Genomic DNA, 15,483 nt, shown 5'->3' with positions numbered 1-15,483 from the left:
TGCCACACAGCTTGGTGTGGGCCACCTCCAGACGCCGGCGCAGCCCGCCCACCCAGGCGTATTCGGTGCTCCAGTCGAACTGGAAGGCATCACCCAGGGCGAACTTCAACGGCACGAAAGCAGCTTTGCCAACCTTGCCCGACTGCTCAGCTCGCCAGCGCCGGGCAAAGGCCGCCACCCGGCCGTAGCCACCGGTGTAGCCCTGCTCGACCAGGCCTTCGTACAAGGCCTTGATGGTGCGGCGATCGCGTTTGCCGCGGTGCAGGTCGGCCTTGAGCCAGGTCGCCAGCGTTTCGGTATAGCCGTCGAGCTTGGTCTGGTTGACCCGCTGGGGGTACTTGGGCTCGACCATCTCGCCCTTGCGCAGCCAGGCCTTGATGGTGTTCCTTGCCAGGCCCGTGCGCCGCTCAATCTCTTTGATTGGAAGGCCATCGCGCAGGTGCATCCTGCGGATCTTTGCCAGTGTTCCCACGTTGATCATTCCTTGATTCCCTCCTGCTTAAAAAACAAGCAGGAGACCTTACTCAAGGGGTCAAAGTTGGATGAAAAAACTCAGTCCAGAGGGGTCAGATTTACGTGGAAATCAACAAAGAGCCGCTCAAGGCCTGGACGGTCGTGGGATTCAATGCACACCCCGGCATCCACCGAGAAACCGCTGTGTTTGTACCCCAGCATCTCTTTTGCCTCGAAGTTCTCCAGCAGCCCACGGCCCACAAAGGCGCGCAGGATACGTTTTTGCAGTGTGGTCTGCACTTGTGCCACGGGTGTCGCATCGATGCCGGTGGCAGGGTGGAATACGACACCTGACGCAGAGACTTGCATTGCGGCATCAGCGCTGCCCTCGCCTGCCACTTCCTCAAACACCCCGTCCACCACACAAACGTGGAAGTGGACGTGTTCATTGAGGCTGGAGCCGAATCGGTGAATGAAGGCGATGGCACCGATGTGCAGGCCTGCCTTGTCCATATGGGCCGCACCGGGGCTGTGGGTCTGCAGAGTTTGTGCGATCACCCGCAGAAAGATGCGCAGCACCATGCTCAGCACCGCTCCGTCGCGTTGCATGAAGTACCGCAACCTCTTGGGCACGGAGAGCACCCACTGGCGCACCGGCAGGCGGGGGAATACGTGATCGTTCAGGTGCGCTGCTGTCTCCACCATGCGCCGGGTGGTGCACGAGGGGCAGACTCCACGGCCTTTGCAGGAGAAGGCTACAAAGTAGTCGTGCCCACAGTCGCCGCAACGAGCGCGGGCAAAGCCATGGGCAAAGATGCCGCACTCAAGATACTTGGCAAACGCTTTGCGCACGAAGGGCTTGGGGGTGTGGTGGTCGCCCTGGCCGTCGAACTGACCCGCGCTGGCCAACTCTAGCCAGGTCTCGTAGTGCTCGGCTACCGTTTGGTAGAGCAGCGTGCGTTCGGGGTGGCGTGGGTTGTAGAGCTTGGGCTTGGAAGTGGCTGACATGAATACTGTACAAATGCACAGTATTCTGCGGCGATTGCTCGGGTACGCAAAGCACAAGGCCCGAACCGTCGCCAGTTCGGGCCTTGGCAGGGTAGCTTGGCTGCGGACTTACTTGCGCGCAGGCGGCACATCCGTGCAGCTGCCATGCGCCACTTCCGCCGCCATGCCAATGGATTCGCCAAGGGTTGGATGCGGATGGATGGTCTTGCCGATGTCCACTGCGTCGGCGCCCATCTCGATGGCCAAGGCGATCTCGCCAATCATGTCGCCTGCGTGCGTGCCGACCATGCCGCCGCCCAGGATCTTGCCGTGGCCCCGGCCAGCATGGCCGTCTCCTGATCCTGCTTCGGGGCTGTCGTCGAACAGCAGCTTGGTGAAGCCTTCGTCACGCCCGTTGGCAATGGCGCGGCCCGAGGCGGCCCAGGGGAACAGGCCTTTCTTGACCTTGATGCCTTGGGCCTTGGCCTGATCCTCGGTCAGGCCCACCCAGGCCACTTCGGGGTCGGTGTAGGCCACGCTGGGGATCACGCGGGCGTTGAAGGCGGCGCTGGCCAGTTCCTTGTTGCCCTGCAATTCGCCGGCGATCACTTCTGCCGCCACATGCGCCTCGTGCACCGCCTTGTGCGCCAGCATGGGCTGGCCGACGATGTCGCCGATGGCGAAGATGTGCGGCACATTGGTGCGCATCTGGATGTCCACGTTGATGAAACCGCGGTCCGTCACCGCCACGCCAGCCTTGTCGGCAGCGATCTTCTTGCCGTTGGGGGTGCGGCCCACGGCCTGCAGCACCAGGTCGTAGGTGCCTTCGCTCTTCGTGCCGTCCAGGCCCTCGAACTGCACCTTGATGCCTTCGGGCGTCGCTTCCGCCCCGACCGTTTTGGTCTTGAGCATGATGTTGTCGAAGCGGCCCTTGTTAATCTTCTCCCAGACCTTGACCAGGTCACGGTCGGCGCCCTGCATCAGGCCGTCCAGCATTTCCACCACGTCCAGGCGGGCGCCCAGCGTGCTGTACACGGTGCCCATCTCCAGCCCGATGATGCCGCCACCGACGATCAGCATCTTCTTGGGCACGCCCTTGAGCGCCAGCGCGCCGGTCGAGTCCACGATGCGATCGTCCTGCGGGAAGAACGGCAGGCGCACCGCTTGCGAGCCGGCGGCGATGATCGCGCGCTTGAAGGCCACGATCTTCTTGGTGCCGGTCTTGTCCTGGCCGGTACCCGTCGTCTCTTCCACTTCGACGTGGTTGGGGCCAACGAAGGCGCCGTAGCCGCGCACGGTGGTGACCTTGCGCATCTTCGCCATGGCCGCCAGGCCGCCGGTCAGCTTGCCGATGACCTTTTCCTTGTGGGCGCGCAGCTTGTCCACGCTCACCGTGGGCTTACCGAACTCGACGCCCAGATCGCCCAGGTGCGAAACCTCGTCCATCACCGCCGCCACATGCAGCAGCGCCTTGGACGGGATGCAACCCACGTTCAGGCAGACGCCGCCCAGTTGGGCGTAACGCTCGACGATCACGACCTTCAGGCCCAGGTCGGCCGCGCGGAAGGCGGCCGAGTAGCCACCGGGGCCGGCGCCCAGCACCAGCACGTCGCATTCAATGTCGGCCGAGCCGCCGAAGCTGGCGGCCGCGGGGGCCACCACCGGCGCAGCGGCCGGGGCCGCGGCAGGCGCAGGTGCTGCGGCCGGTGCGGGAGCCGCCGCAGCGCCCTCCGCATCCAGCACCAGCACGACCGAGCCTTCGCTGACCTTGTCGCCCAGCTTGACCTTGAGCTCCTTCACCACGCCGGCGTGCGACGAGGGAATCTCCATCGAGGCCTTGTCGGACTCGACCGTGATCAGGCTCTGCTCGGCCTTGATGGTGTCACCCACCTTGACCAGCACTTCGATGACCGCGACCTCGTCGAAATCGCCGATGTCGGGAACCTTGATGTCCATGAGTGCCATGTTCCGGTTCCTTTACAGCAGCACGCGACGGAAGTCGCCGAGGATCTGGCCGAGGTACGCGTTGAAGCGGGCCGCCGCAGCGCCGTCGATGACGCGGTGATTCCAGGTGAGCGACAGCGGCAGCATGAGGCGCGGCACAAACTGCTGGCCGTCCCACACGGGCTCCATCTGGCTCTTGTACACGCCCAGAATGGCCACCTCGGGCGCGTTGATGATGGGCGTGAAGTAGCGCCCACCAATGCCGCCCAGGCTGGAGATGGTGAAGCAGGCGCCGCTCATGTCGGCCGGGCCCAGCTTGCCGTCTCTGGCCTTCTTGGCCAGCTCGCTCATTTCCTGGCTGATCTGGAAGATGCCTTTCTTGTCGGCGTCCTTCAGCACGGGAACCACCAGGCCATTGGGCGTATCCGCCGCAAAGCCGATGTGGAAGTACTGCTTGTACACCAGGCTGTCGCCGTCCAGACTGCTATTGAAGTCGGGGAACTTCTTGAGCGCGGCCACGCAGGCCTTGATGAGGAACGCGAGCATGGTGACCTTGATGCCACTCTTCTCGTTTTCCTTGTTGAGCTGGACGCGGAACGCTTCCAGATCGGTGATGTCGGCGTCGTCGTGGTTGGTCACGGCGGGAATCACCACCGCGTTGCGCGTGAGGTTGGCGCCGCTGATCTTCTTGATGCGGCCCAGTTCCTTGCGCTCCACCGGGCCGAACTTGCTGAAGTCCACCTTGGGCCAGGGCAACAGGTCCAGGCCCACGCCCGAGCCGCCACCGCCCGCCGGGGCCTTGGCGGCCTGGGCCTTGGTCTGCACGCTGCCTGCCATCACGCGCTGGGTGAAGGCCTGCACGTCAGCAAACAGCTCGGCCAGCACCGCCTGGGCCAGCGGGTGCAGATGGATCTCGGGCTCTTCGAGCAGCACCGTGCTGCCGGGCGGCACGCTGTAGGCCACCGTGAGCACCGGCAGCACCTGCGCCACACCCACCCCCACGTCGCGCAGGTTGGCAGCCACGCCATCCTTGTGCACCAGCAGTTCGTAGCGGCTGGAGCGCCCCAGCTGGCGCACCTCGATGCGGTCGGCCAGGCCCATGCGCTGCAGCCCCGCCGACACGCTGCGCAACACCGCGCCCTGCCCCGCGCCCGGCTGCAAGGCATCGGACAGCAGGGCGTTGATGGCCTGCTGGCCCTCGGCCCCCACAGAGCCCGAACCGCCCTTGTTCCACACCTGGTCGCGCGCGGGCCGCTGGCGCAGCGGGCCCAGGTAAACAATGGCCTCCAGCTCGCGGCGCAGGGCCAGGCTCAGGTCTTGCAGATGCGCGCCATCGGGGCCCAGCAGGGCAATGGCCTCGGCCGAGAATGCAATCGAGCGCTCGGGTGCCAGGTGCGGCCCCTTGTCGCGTGGCCGGGGTTCGCCATCCACCCACACCGCATAGGCCCCGCGCTCCCGGCGCACAGCCCGAAACTCCCGCGCCACGGTGGACAGCGACAGCGCCTGCACCACCACGGCGCCGCTGGCCGTCTGGCCATAGCTGCAGGCAAAGCGGCCCTGGCGCACGCGTTCGCCCTCGGGGCGCTCGAACTCCAGCACGATCTCGAACTGGCGCGGCGCCACGGTGCCATGCGCCAGCACGGCGTCAAAATCGCCCAGGCTGACCAGGTCGTTGGCCTCGTCGCCCCCCAGGTTCAGGTGCACCGTGCGATCAGGCGCCGCCGCGGTCTGCTTGAGCAGCAGCAGGCTTTGCAGCAAGGTGGATTTGCCCGACGAATTGCTGCCCAGCAGCATGGTGACCGGCGCCAGCCGCACGCTGCCACTGTCGCGCCAGGCCTTGAGGTTCTTGAGCTGCAGGTGCTTGATCATGTGCGTCGTTTCGCCGCCCCAGCGCGGCCGGTGGTGGGCATCGGGCTGCGCGCCCGATTCGGGTCTGCTCAGGCCGCTTCGCGGTAGAACAGCTGGCGCGTTTTCACCGGCGCCACGGCCTTGGCAATCGCGCCGATGTGGTCGGGCGTGGTGCCGCAGCAGCCGCCCACGATGTTCACCAGCCCCTCGGCCGCGAACTCGTGCACCAGGCGGCTGGTGATTTCGGGGGTTTCGTCAAAGCCCGTGTCGCTCATCGGGTTGGGCAGACCCGCATTGGGGTAGCAGCTGATGAAGGTGTCTTCTGCCACGCGGTTCAGCTCCTGGATGTAGGGGCGCATCAGTGTGGCGCCCAGCGCGCAGTTCAGGCCAATGGCCAGCGGGCGCGCGTGGCGCACGCTGTGCCAGAAGGCCGTGACGGTTTGGCCCGACAGGATGCGGCCCGCAGCGTCGGTGACGGTGCCGCTAATGATGAGGGGCAGGCGCTCGCCGCTCTTCTCGAAATACTCGTCGATGGCGAACAGCGCGGCCTTGGCATTGAGCGTGTCGAAAATGGTTTCGACCAACAGCACGTCGGCGCCGCCCTCCACCAGCGCCTCGGTCTGCTCGTAAGAGGCCGCACGCAGCTGCTCGAAGTCGACATTGCGCGCGCCGGGGTCGTTCACATCGGGGCTGATGCTGGCCGTCTTGGGCGTCGGGCCGAGGGCGCCGGCCACGAAGCGCGGCTTGTCGGGCGTGCTGTATTTGTCGCAGGCGGCGCGCGCCAGCTGGGCCGAGCGCAGGTTCATCTCGCGCGAGATGCGCCATCTTGTAGTCCTCTTGCGCCACGGTGGTGGCGCCAAAGGTGTTGGTCTCGATCAGGTCGGCGCCAGCGGCAAGATAGCGCTCGTGGATGTCGCGGATCACGTCGGGCCGGGTGATGCTGAGCAGCTCGTTGTTGCCCTTCACGTCACGCGGAAAGTCCTTGAAGCGGTCGCCCGCGCCGTCAGGCCCCGTGTAGCCCTCGCCCCGGTACTGCGCCTCGCCCAGCTTGAAGCGCTGGATCATGGTGCCCATGGCGCCGTCAAGGATGACGATGCGTTGGGCGAGGATGTTGGGAAGCTGCTGGGCGCGGGTGTAGGTGATCTGCTGCATGGCGCAATTGTAAGAAGCGGCGGTTCAGGGCGCCGCTGGGGCCTCTTCGGCAACGGCACGCAAGGCCAGCAGCGAATCGATCAGCAGCGTCAGCGCCGGATGGCGGTGCGCGTTGCGCCGCGCGATGAGTTCGTACGGCTCGCTGCGCGACTTGAGCCGCAGCGGCAGGCGGGCGACCATGCCGTGCTGGCAGACGTAGTCGGCCACGTCGTCCGACACCAGGGCCACCAGATTGGGGTTGTGGCTCAGCAGCGAAAGCGTGGCCAGCGCGGATGTGGTCTCGATCAGATGCGTCGGAAATGACAGGTTCTCTTCGAAGAATTCGCGCTCCAGCGTGCGGCGCATTGGCATGTGCGCGCGGTACACCACCCAGCGGCTGGCAGACAGATCTTGCAGCGTGATCGATGCCAGGCCCGCCGCCGGATGCGCCTGGTGCGCGATGACGGCGAGAGACTCATCCTTGACCACGACAGTGTCGTACAGGTGGGGTTTGGGACTGACCGACGAGCGGCAGATGGCCGCGTCCAGCCGCCCCTGGTCGATGAGCGCGAGCAGACTTTCGCTGGTGTCCTCGACGATCTCCACCGAGATGTCCGGCTGCTGGTCCATCAGCTGCGTGAGCGCCCGCGTCAGGAGCGGCACTGCGCCCATGATGGTGCCTACGGCAATGCGGCCACCTGCGCCACTGGCGATGGCGCTCAGCTCCTGCTGCAAGTGGCTGATGTCGGACTGGATCAGCCGCGCGAAGCGCACCGCGCAGGTTCCCGCTTCCGTAGGCACAAGCCCGCGGTTGGTGCGCATAAAGAGCGGCGCGTTGAGCGTGGACTCCAGCTCCTTCAACGCCTTGCTAGCCCCGGGTTGCGTCAGCCCCACGCGGTCCGCCGCCGCCAGCAGCGAGCCCTGCTCCGCCACCGCGATCAGCAACCGCAGCTGCCTGGCATGCAGACGCGACATCACAGAGTTGAGGTTGTAAGGGCTCTGCATTGACTTGGAGTTATAGCTATATGGATAACGGTTAGTTTATTCGACGTCGCCTCACTCATAGAATTCCGCGATTGACGGATGAATATGAAAATTCTTGATATCAGGAGATAAACGATGGCGATGATCAACTACGTGACGGAAATCCGCTTCGGCGCGGGCAGTGCCGCTGAGCTGGCACAGGTGTGCCAGGCACTCGGCTTCAAAAAACCGCTCTTCATCACCGACAAGGGCGTGGTTGCGGCGGGGTTGATCGAGCGCATCCTTGCCGTGAACGACCTGCCGCACTTTCACGTGTTTGACGGCACGCCCTCCAACCCCACCGAGGCGGCGGCGCGCGAAGGGGTGGCAAGCTTCCATGAAGCAGGCTGCGACGGCATCATCGCCGTGGGTGGCGGCTCGTCCATCGACCTCGCCAAGGCCGTGGCCGTGTCGGCCCGCCATCCGGGGCCGCTGCGCCAGTTCGCGCTGATCGAGGGCGGGCTTGCCCGCATCACGGCGGCCACGGTGCCGGTGGTGGCCATTCCCACTACGGCGGGCACGGGCAGCGAGGTCGGGCGCGGCGCGATCATCATCCTGGACGATGGCCGCAAGGTGGGCATCATCTCGCCCTACGTCATCCCCAAGGTGGCGCTGTGCGACCCGACGCTGACCGTGGGCCTGCCGCCGGGCCTGACGGCCGCCACCGGCATGGACGCCGTGGCGCACTGCATCGAGACCTTCCTCGCGCCCAGCTTCAACCCGCCCGCCGAAGGCATCGCCCTGGACGGCCTGCGCCGCGCCTGGAAGAACATCGAAACCGCCTTCCACGAGCCAAGCGACATCGAGGCCCGCACCAACATGATGAGCGCGTCGCTGCAGGGTGCGCTGGCCTTTCAGAAAGGCCTGGGCTGTGTGCACAGCCTCAGCCATTCGCTGGGCGGTATCGACCCGCGCCTGCACCACGGCACCCTCAATGCGGTGCTGCTGCCGGCGGTGGTGCGCTTCAACCGCGCGGCGGAGACGGTGGTGCGCGACGAGAAGATCGACCGCCTGGCGCAGGCCATGGGCCTGCCGGCGCATGCGTCGGTGGAGGACGCGATCCAGGACATGTCCCTCAGGCTCCGGCTCCCGGCCGGCCTGGGCGCGATGGGCGTGACGGCCGACCTGACGCCGCGCATCGTCACCGGCGCGCTGGCCGACCACAGCCACAAGACCAACCCGCGCGAAGCGAGCGCGGACGACTACGCCCGCCTGATCGAAGCAGCGATGTGAGCGCTTCTGCCCGCCCAGGGTGCGGGCGGCGATACCGCCACCGGCGCTCCCGGTGGTTGTCCCGTTTTCTTTTTCACAACGAGTCCGCCATGACCATGACCACGACCCTCACGGGCAAGATGCTGATCGGCGCCGCTGCGGTCGCCGGCACCGACGGAGGCCAATGCGCCTTCAACCCCGCCACGAACGCTGACATCGCCGAGCCCCGCTTCGGTTTCGGCACCGCAGCCGACGTGGACCGCGCCGCCACCCTGGCCGCGGCAGCGTTCGACGAATACCGCGCGCTGCCGCTGGCACGCCGTGCGGCCTTCCTGGAGGCCATCGCCGACAACATCATGGCGCTGGGCGACGCCCTGCTGGAGCGCGCCCATGCCGAAACCGGCCTGCCGCTGGCGCGCCTGACGGGCGAGCGCGGCCGCACCGTCGGCCAACTGCGTCTGTTCGCCAGCGTGGTGCGCGACGGCCATTTCCTGCATGCCACCATCGACCCCGCCCAGCCGCAGCGCCAGCCAATGCCGCGCGCGGACCTGCGGCTTGCCAAGGTGCCGCTCGGCCCCGTGGCGGTGTTCGGCGCCAGCAACTTCCCGCTCGCGTTCTCGGTGGCCGGGGGCGATACGGCCTCGGCCCTCGCCGCCGGCGCGCCCGTGGTGGTGAAGGCGCACGGCGCCCACCTGGGCACGTCCGAGCTGGTGGGCCGTGCCATCCAGAACGCGGTGCGCGAGCAGGGCCTGCCCGAAGGCGTGTTCTCGCTGCTGATCGGCGCCGGCCGCAGCATCGGCGAGGCGCTGGTGGCCCATCCCGCCATCAAGGCCGTGGGCTTTACCGGCTCGCGCCAAGGCGGCCTGGCCCTGGTGGCCATCGCCAACCGCCGGCCCGAGCCGATTCCCGTCTATGCCGAGATGAGCGCCATCAACCCGGTCTTTCTGCTGCCCGCCGCCCTGACGCAGCGCGCTGACGCCATCGGACAGGCTTTTGCCGACTCGCTCGCCATGGGCGCCGGCCAGTTCTGCACCAACCCCGGCCTGGTGCTGGGCATCGACGGACCGGATCTGGACCGATTCGTGCAATCCGCGGCTGAGGCCCTGGAACGCAAGAGCGCGCAGACCATGCTGACCGCTGGCATCCATGGCGCCTACCGCAGTGGCGTGGAGACGATGGCCGCCACGCCAGGCGTGCAGCGGGTGGCCGAGGGCCAGACTGCGAGCACCTTACACAACGCCGCGCAGGCCGCGCTGTTCATCACCGACGCCCGTACCTTGATGGAGCAGCCTGCGCTGTCGTCCGAGGTTTTCGGCCCCGCATCGCTGGTGGTGCGAGCGAAGGACGCGGATGAGCTGATCGCCGTGGCCGAGCAGCTGGAAGGCCAGCTCACTGCCACCCTGCATCTTGAAGACGCGGACCATCCGCTGGCCCGCCGCCTGCTGCCGGTGCTAGAGCGCAGGGCCGGCCGGTTGCTGGTCAACGGCTTCCCGACGGGAGTGGAGGTGTGCCATGCCATGGTGCACGGTGGGCCGTATCCGTCGACTTCCAACGCAATGTTCACCTCGGTGGGCGCCAGTGCCATTGACCGCTTCCTGCGACCCGTGTGCTACCAGGACCTGCCCGACGCCCTGCTGCCCGAGGCGCTGCAGCAGGCCAACCCGCTGGGCCTCTGGCGGCTGGTCGACGGCGCGCCCGTCCGCGCATGACGGCCATGCCACCGGCAGCCGCCCTCGCACCCTCCGACCTGCTGGCCCGCCTCAAGGAGATCGTCGGCGGCGGCCATGTGCTGACGGGCGATGCGTCCACGCGCCGCTACCGCAGCGGCTTTCGCTACGGCGGCGGCGACGTGCTGGCCGTGGTGCGCCCCGGCAGCCTGACGCAGCTGTGGCACACGCTGAAGGCCTGCCACGCCGCCGGCACCATCATCCTCTGCCAGGCCGCCAACACAGGCCTCACGGGCGGCTCCACACCGATGGAGGGCGGCTACGACCGCCCGGTAGTGCTCATCAACATGCTGCGGCTCAAGCAGCTGGACCTGCTGCAGCGCGGCGAGCAGGTGCTGGCCCGGCCCGGCGTCACGCTCGAACAGCTCGAACGCAGGCTCAAGCCGCTGGGCCGCGAGCCGCATTCCGTGATCGGGTCGAGTTGCATCGGCGCCTCGGTGACAGGCGGCATCTGCAACAACTCCGGGGGCTCGCTCATCCGGCGCGGTCCTGCCTTCACGCAGTTCTCGCTCTTCGCTTGCATCGACGAGGACGGCCAACTGCGGCTCGTCAACCACCTGGGCATGGCACTCGGCGACGATCCCGAGCAGATCCTCGCCAACCTGGAGAGTGGCCGTTTCGCTCGCGACGACCTGCCGGCCGAACCCGGCCGCATGGCCTCTGACCGCGAGTACTCGCAGCATGTGCGCGACATCGATTCCAGTGAGCCAGCACGCTACAACGCCGACCCGCGCCGCCTCTACGAGGCCTCGGGCTCCGCCGGCAAGATCGCCGTCTTCGCGGTGCGCCTGGACACCTTCGCGGCGGATACGGACACCCGCGTGTTCTACATCGGCACCAACCAGCCGCGCGACCTCGCGGACCTGCGCCGCCACATGCTGGCCCGCTTCGCTTCCCTGCCCGTGGCGGCCGAGTACATGCACCGCTCGGCCTACGATCTGAGCCGCACCTACGGCAAGGACCTGTTCGTCTACATCCGCAAACTGGGCACCGCGCGCGTGCCGCTGGCCTTCGCGCTCAAGAGCCGTTTCGACGCGCTCGCCGAGCGCTGCGGGCTGGGGCGGAACCTGGCCGACCGCCTGCTGCAGCGGCTCGCCAACCGGATGCCCGAACACCTGCCTGCGCGCATGAACGCCTTTCGCGACCGCTACGCGCACCACCTGCTCTTGAAGGTAAGCGACGCGGGCATCGAGGAAACGCGTGCCTATCTGCAGACCTTCATGGCCGAACGCCCGGAGGCAGGCTTCTTCGAATGCAATGAGGAGGAGGCCGGCGCGGCCTTCCTGAACCGCTTTGCCGTCGGCAACGCCACCAACCGCTACCGGGCGGTGCATGCCGACACGGTGGAAGACGTGGTGGCGCTGGACATCGCGCTGCCGCGCAATGCGCTGGACTGGTTCGAGATCCTGCCGCCGGAGCTGGCCGCGCAGGTCGAGCAGCCCATGTACTGCGGACATTTCTTCTGCCACGTGATGCACCAGGAATACCTGGTGAAGAAGGGCGTGGACTGCGCGCAGTTCAAGGAGCGCGTGCTGGCGCTTCTGGACGCGCGCGGCGCGAAGTACCCGGCCGAACACAACGTCGGTCACATCTACCGCGCCGACCCGGTGCTTGAGGGCTTCTACCGCAGCCTGGATCCGACCAACACCTTCAATCCCGGCATCGGCCAGACCTCGACGCGGCATCGCTGGCGGGCGGTGTGCTGCGACGTGCATCGCGAGCCGCCCGGCCGGTGATACTGCGGTCCTTCGGGCCGGGCCCTGGCGGTCCGGCCCTTTTTTTGCGTCCGGCCCGCGCCCGTTCCGACCCGAGCGCCAACCAAGAAGAAACGGCCTGAAGACCTCTTGCGAGTCTTCAGGCCGTGAGCCCGGGGCGCCGCAGCGCTCCCGTCGACCGGCGCAGGCTCGTGGGCCCGGCGTCAGCCGTCACCCATGGAACCAGCGCGCAGGCCCCGTGACCAGGATGGGGAAGAAGATCATCAGGAACATGACCGCGAACTCGGCCGCCATGAAGGGCAGCACGCCGCGCGTGACATCGTCCATGCGCATCTTGCCCACGCCGGCCACCACGTTCAGCACCACGCCCACGGGCGGCGTGATCAGGCCGATGGAGTTGTTGATGATGAACATCACGCCGAAATACACCGGATCGATGCCCGCCGCGTTGACCACCGGCATCAGGATGGGCGTGAGGATCAGGATGGTGGGCGTCATGTCCATCGCCGTGCCGACGACCATCACCAGCACCATGATGGCGGCCATCAGCAGAATCTTGTTGCCCATGAAGGGCTCTAGCAGGCCCACCACCTTGGAGGGCAGGTCGGCCACGGTGATGAGCCAGGCGCTCACCATGGCGGCGGCGATCAGGAACATCACGATGGCGCTGGTCTTGGCAGCACCCACGAAGACGCGGTAAAGCTGGCGCAGCGTGAGTTCGCGGTACACGAAGGTCGCCACCACGAAGGCATAGACTGCGGCCACCACGGCGGCTTCCGTCGGCGTGAACACGCCCATGCGCAGGCCGACGAGGATGATGATCGGCAGCAGCAGCGCCCAGCTGGCCTCGCGCGCAGCGGCCAGGACTTCGCGCATGGACTTGCGCGGCGGCGGCTGGATCTTTTCACGCCGCACCAGCCAGGCCCAGGTCACCCACAAAGCACCGCCGATCAGCAGGCCCGGCACGATGGCCGCCATGAACAGCTTGGAGATGGACACGTTGGCCGCTACGCCGAAGATGACGAGCCCGATGCTCGGCGGGATGACCGGGCCGATGACGCCTGTGGCTGCAATCAGGCCGCCAGCCTGGGCCTTGTCGTGCCCGGCCTTCACCATCATGGGGAGCAGCAGTGCCGTGAGCGCCGCCGCGTCAGCCACGGCCGAACCGGACAGCGCGGACAGCAGACAACCGGCCATGATGGTCACGTAGCCCAGGCCGCCGCGCACGTGGCCGACCAGCGACAGCGCCAGGTTGACGATGCGTTTGGACAGCCCGCCCACATTCATGATTTCGCCGGCCAGCATGAAGAAAGGCACGGCCAGCAGCGGAAAACTGTCGGCCCCGCCGATCAGGTTCTGGATGAGGATCTGCGCATCGAACAGGTCCAACTGCCACATGAGGGCCACGCCGCTGGCCAACAACGCGAAGGAAATAGGCATGCCGATGGCCATCGCCAGCAGCAGCGACACAAGAAAAACCGCGATGATCATGATCAGGAACGTGTGGAGTGTTGGGAGCCACCAGCGGGGGCGGCGGGAGAGGTGCCGAGCGCGCCTAGCGACCCGTGCGGACCGAGCGCCTGGGCCAGGGCACCGGCTTCTTCGGACTCCTGGATGGCCACCAGCTCGTCCACCGACATCCGGCCTGTCAGCAGCCGGACGCCATCCGTCAGCAAGATGAGGGCAGCACACACGGCGAAGACCGCCCCGGCGGCATACACGATGGCCATGGAGGCGCCGGTGACGGGCGCTTCGGTGTCCCAGTTGATGCGCACCTGCGCCAGACTGCCTTCATACAACAGCCACAGGATGTAGAGCATGCAGGCGTAGCTGGCCGCCAGGCAGAGCTTTTTGCCCGCCACGGGGAGCCGCGACACCAGCATGTCCACGCCCAGGTGCGCCCGTTCTCGCAGGGCCACCACGGCGCCCAGGAAAGTGATCCAGATGAAGAGCCAGCGGGCCACTTCTTCGGAGATCGCGATGCCGGAGTTGAAGCCGTAGCGCAGCACCACGTTGCCGAAGACCAGGATCACCATCAGCGCCAGCATGAGCGCGATCAGGAATTCGAAGATGCCGCAATAGATGTCGATGATTTTTCGCACGAGATCGTCCCCTGAGCGAAGGTCGCTGTGTTGTTATGGTTTTTAAGAAAGGCCGAAGCCACCGGCCAGTGCGCACATCCGTGCACGCGCACAGACCGGCCGAAGCGCGCTTGCACGCCGCGACCGGGCACGCCTGTTGGTTATTTCTGCTTGATCTTCTGCAGTTCGGCGAAGAAGCCGCGCGTGATCGCCGGGTCGTACGTGGCGGCGAACTTGTCGGTGACGGGGCGTACCACGGCCTCCATGCGCTGCAACTCGGCGGGGCTTACGTCGTTGATCTTCATGCCCTTGGCCTTCACTTCCGCCATCGCCGAGGTGGTCGCCTGGCGGCTGAGCGCGCGCTGGTAGGCCTGCGCCTCTTTGAAGGCGGCCTGCAGGATCTGCCGTTCGCTGTCGGAGAGCTTGTCCCAGAAAGGCTTGCCGGCCAGCACGATCAGCGGGCTGTAGACGTGGTTGGTGTTGCTGGCGAACTTCTGCACCTCATAGAACTTCGAGGTGTCGATCAGCACGTAGGGGTTCTCCTGGCCGTCCACGGCCCGCGATTCGAGCGCGCCGTACAGCTCGCCGAAGGCCAGCGGCGTCGGGTTGGCGCCCAGGGCCTTGAAGGTTTCGATGAACACGGGGTTGGGGATCACCCGCAGCTTGAGCCCTGCGAAATCCTCTGGCTTCTGGATGGGCCGAGCGCTGTTGGTGACGTTGCGAAAGCCGTTCTCCCAGTACCCCAGGCCGATGAGACCCTTGGCGGGCAACCGCTCGAGCAGCGCGGCGCCAGCAGGCCCGTCAAGCAGCGCTTCGGCCTGCGCCGTCGTGGAGACAAGGAAGGGGAAGTCCAGCAGGCCGAATTCCTTGATCACGGACGCGAGCGAAGTGGTGGTAGGAATGAAGAGTTCCTGCGTGCCGCCGCGCAGCGCGCCCAGCTGCTGGGCTTCGTTGCCCAGCTGCGAGGCGGGGAATTCCTTGACCTTCAGGCGCCCACCGCTCTTTTCGGCCACCAGTTCGGCGAACTTGCGTGCGGCTTGCGAGATGGGAGCATCCGGCTGGGCCTGGTGGCCCACGCGGATCGTGCGGTCGGCATAAGCCTGGGCGGCCGCGTGCAGCGACACGCCCGAAACGAGCAGGGCCACCGCGAGGCGGCGCAGCGAGGTGATTTTTTTCATGACAGTCTCCTTCATTGTTTTGACGGGTAAGCAGCTGCGGGCTGCCATCCGCATGTGCGAATGCGCCTGCCGCCAGGCAGTTGCGCCGGCCCGTGGGGGGCCATGGCGTGACGGCCGGTATTTGCGCAAGTCAAGTCTAGTGGCCGCAATTTGCGAAATCAACTGACGACTGGGGATATGGATA

Annotated in this window: 9 protein-coding genes and 3 pseudogenes; 3 read left to right on the top strand and 9 right to left on the bottom strand. The window is 66.6% G+C overall.

The annotated features are described in order from the left end of the window. From C5F52_RS28555 to C5F52_RS28530, 6 genes and pseudogenes are all read right to left on the bottom strand, one after another. Window positions 1-481, bottom strand: a pseudogene (locus C5F52_RS28555) (IS21 family transposase); the annotation flags it as partial. A 110-nt stretch (window positions 482-591) separates the two neighbouring features. Next, window positions 592-1,461: pseudogene (locus C5F52_RS28550) on the bottom strand (transposase zinc-binding domain-containing protein); the annotation flags it as partial. Between the two features lie 108 nt (window positions 1,462-1,569). Further along, window positions 1,570-3,405 carry a dihydrolipoyl dehydrogenase gene (lpdA, locus tag C5F52_RS28545; RefSeq protein WP_104801758.1) on the bottom strand — a complete coding sequence of 612 codons (1,836 nt, stop codon included), beginning with the start codon at window positions 3,403-3,405 and terminating at the stop codon, window positions 1,570-1,572. Between the two features lie 12 nt (window positions 3,406-3,417). Then, window positions 3,418-5,253: a 2-oxo acid dehydrogenase subunit E2 gene (locus C5F52_RS30315; protein ID WP_104801757.1), complete on the bottom strand. Its 1,836-nt coding sequence runs from the start codon at window positions 5,251-5,253 to the stop codon at window positions 3,418-3,420. Between the two features lie 68 nt (window positions 5,254-5,321). Beyond that, a pseudogene (locus C5F52_RS28535) lies at window positions 5,322-6,384 on the bottom strand (homocysteine S-methyltransferase family protein). A gap of 24 nt (window positions 6,385-6,408) precedes the next feature. Continuing rightward, window positions 6,409-7,368, bottom strand: a complete 960-nt coding sequence (locus C5F52_RS28530) for a LysR family transcriptional regulator (protein ID WP_104801756.1) — start codon at window positions 7,366-7,368, stop codon at window positions 6,409-6,411. A gap of 114 nt (window positions 7,369-7,482) precedes the next feature. Between C5F52_RS28530 and C5F52_RS28525 the strand changes: the two genes are divergently transcribed. From C5F52_RS28525 to dld, 3 genes are all read left to right on the top strand, one after another. Next, window positions 7,483-8,619, top strand: a complete 1,137-nt coding sequence (locus C5F52_RS28525; protein WP_104801755.1) for an iron-containing alcohol dehydrogenase — start codon at window positions 7,483-7,485, stop codon at window positions 8,617-8,619. Window positions 8,620-8,708: 89 nt separating this feature from the next. Next, on the top strand, window positions 8,709-10,307 hold the full coding sequence (locus C5F52_RS28520; RefSeq protein ID WP_104801754.1) for an aldehyde dehydrogenase (NADP(+)): 1,599 nt from the start codon (window positions 8,709-8,711) through the stop codon (window positions 10,305-10,307). Further along, window positions 10,304-12,061: a D-lactate dehydrogenase gene (gene dld / locus C5F52_RS28515; RefSeq protein ID WP_083235353.1), complete on the top strand. Its 1,758-nt coding sequence runs from the start codon at window positions 10,304-10,306 to the stop codon at window positions 12,059-12,061. The genes C5F52_RS28520 and dld overlap by 4 nt, the downstream gene beginning before the upstream one ends. 189 nt (window positions 12,062-12,250) lie before the next feature. Here dld and C5F52_RS28510 read toward each other — a convergent pair whose 3' ends face one another. From C5F52_RS28510 to C5F52_RS28500, 3 genes are all read right to left on the bottom strand, one after another. After that, window positions 12,251-13,531, bottom strand: coding sequence for a TRAP transporter large permease (locus C5F52_RS28510; protein ID WP_060985979.1), 1,281 nt, complete (start codon window positions 13,529-13,531; stop codon window positions 12,251-12,253). Window positions 13,532-13,533: 2 nt separating this feature from the next. Continuing rightward, window positions 13,534-14,142, bottom strand: a complete 609-nt coding sequence (locus C5F52_RS28505; RefSeq protein ID WP_060985978.1) for a TRAP transporter small permease — start codon at window positions 14,140-14,142, stop codon at window positions 13,534-13,536. Between the two features lie 140 nt (window positions 14,143-14,282). Then, a complete protein-coding gene (locus C5F52_RS28500) occupies window positions 14,283-15,299 on the bottom strand; it encodes a TRAP transporter substrate-binding protein (RefSeq protein ID WP_104801753.1) in 1,017 nt (338 codons plus the stop codon). Between the last annotated feature and the right edge of the window lie 184 nt (window positions 15,300-15,483).

The sequence above is a fragment of the Limnohabitans sp. TS-CS-82 genome (genome assembly GCF_002943475.1).
The sequence above is the reverse complement of the archived record's forward strand: the minus strand, read 5'-3'. Positions and strand labels throughout refer to the sequence as shown.

What these genes read in the sequence shown, in the direction of transcription:
- C5F52_RS28510 (WP_060985979.1), bottom strand. Translation starts at nt 13,531, where the DNA reads ATGATCATCGCGGTTTTTCTTGTGTCGCTGCTGCTGGCGATGGCCATC.
- C5F52_RS28520 (WP_104801754.1), top strand. Translation starts at nt 8,709, where the DNA reads ATGACCATGACCACGACCCTCACGGGCAAGATGCTGATCGGCGCCGCT.
- C5F52_RS28530 (WP_104801756.1), bottom strand. Translation starts at nt 7,368, where the DNA reads ATGCAGAGCCCTTACAACCTCAACTCTGTGATGTCGCGTCTGCATGCC.
- C5F52_RS28525 (WP_104801755.1), top strand. Translation starts at nt 7,483, where the DNA reads ATGGCGATGATCAACTACGTGACGGAAATCCGCTTCGGCGCGGGCAGT.
- lpdA (WP_104801758.1), bottom strand. Translation starts at nt 3,405, where the DNA reads ATGGCACTCATGGACATCAAGGTTCCCGACATCGGCGATTTCGACGAG.
- C5F52_RS28500 (WP_104801753.1), bottom strand. Translation starts at nt 15,299, where the DNA reads ATGAAAAAAATCACCTCGCTGCGCCGCCTCGCGGTGGCCCTGCTCGTT.
- dld (WP_083235353.1), top strand. Translation starts at nt 10,304, where the DNA reads ATGACGGCCATGCCACCGGCAGCCGCCCTCGCACCCTCCGACCTGCTG.
- C5F52_RS30315 (WP_104801757.1), bottom strand. Translation starts at nt 5,253, where the DNA reads ATGATCAAGCACCTGCAGCTCAAGAACCTCAAGGCCTGGCGCGACAGT.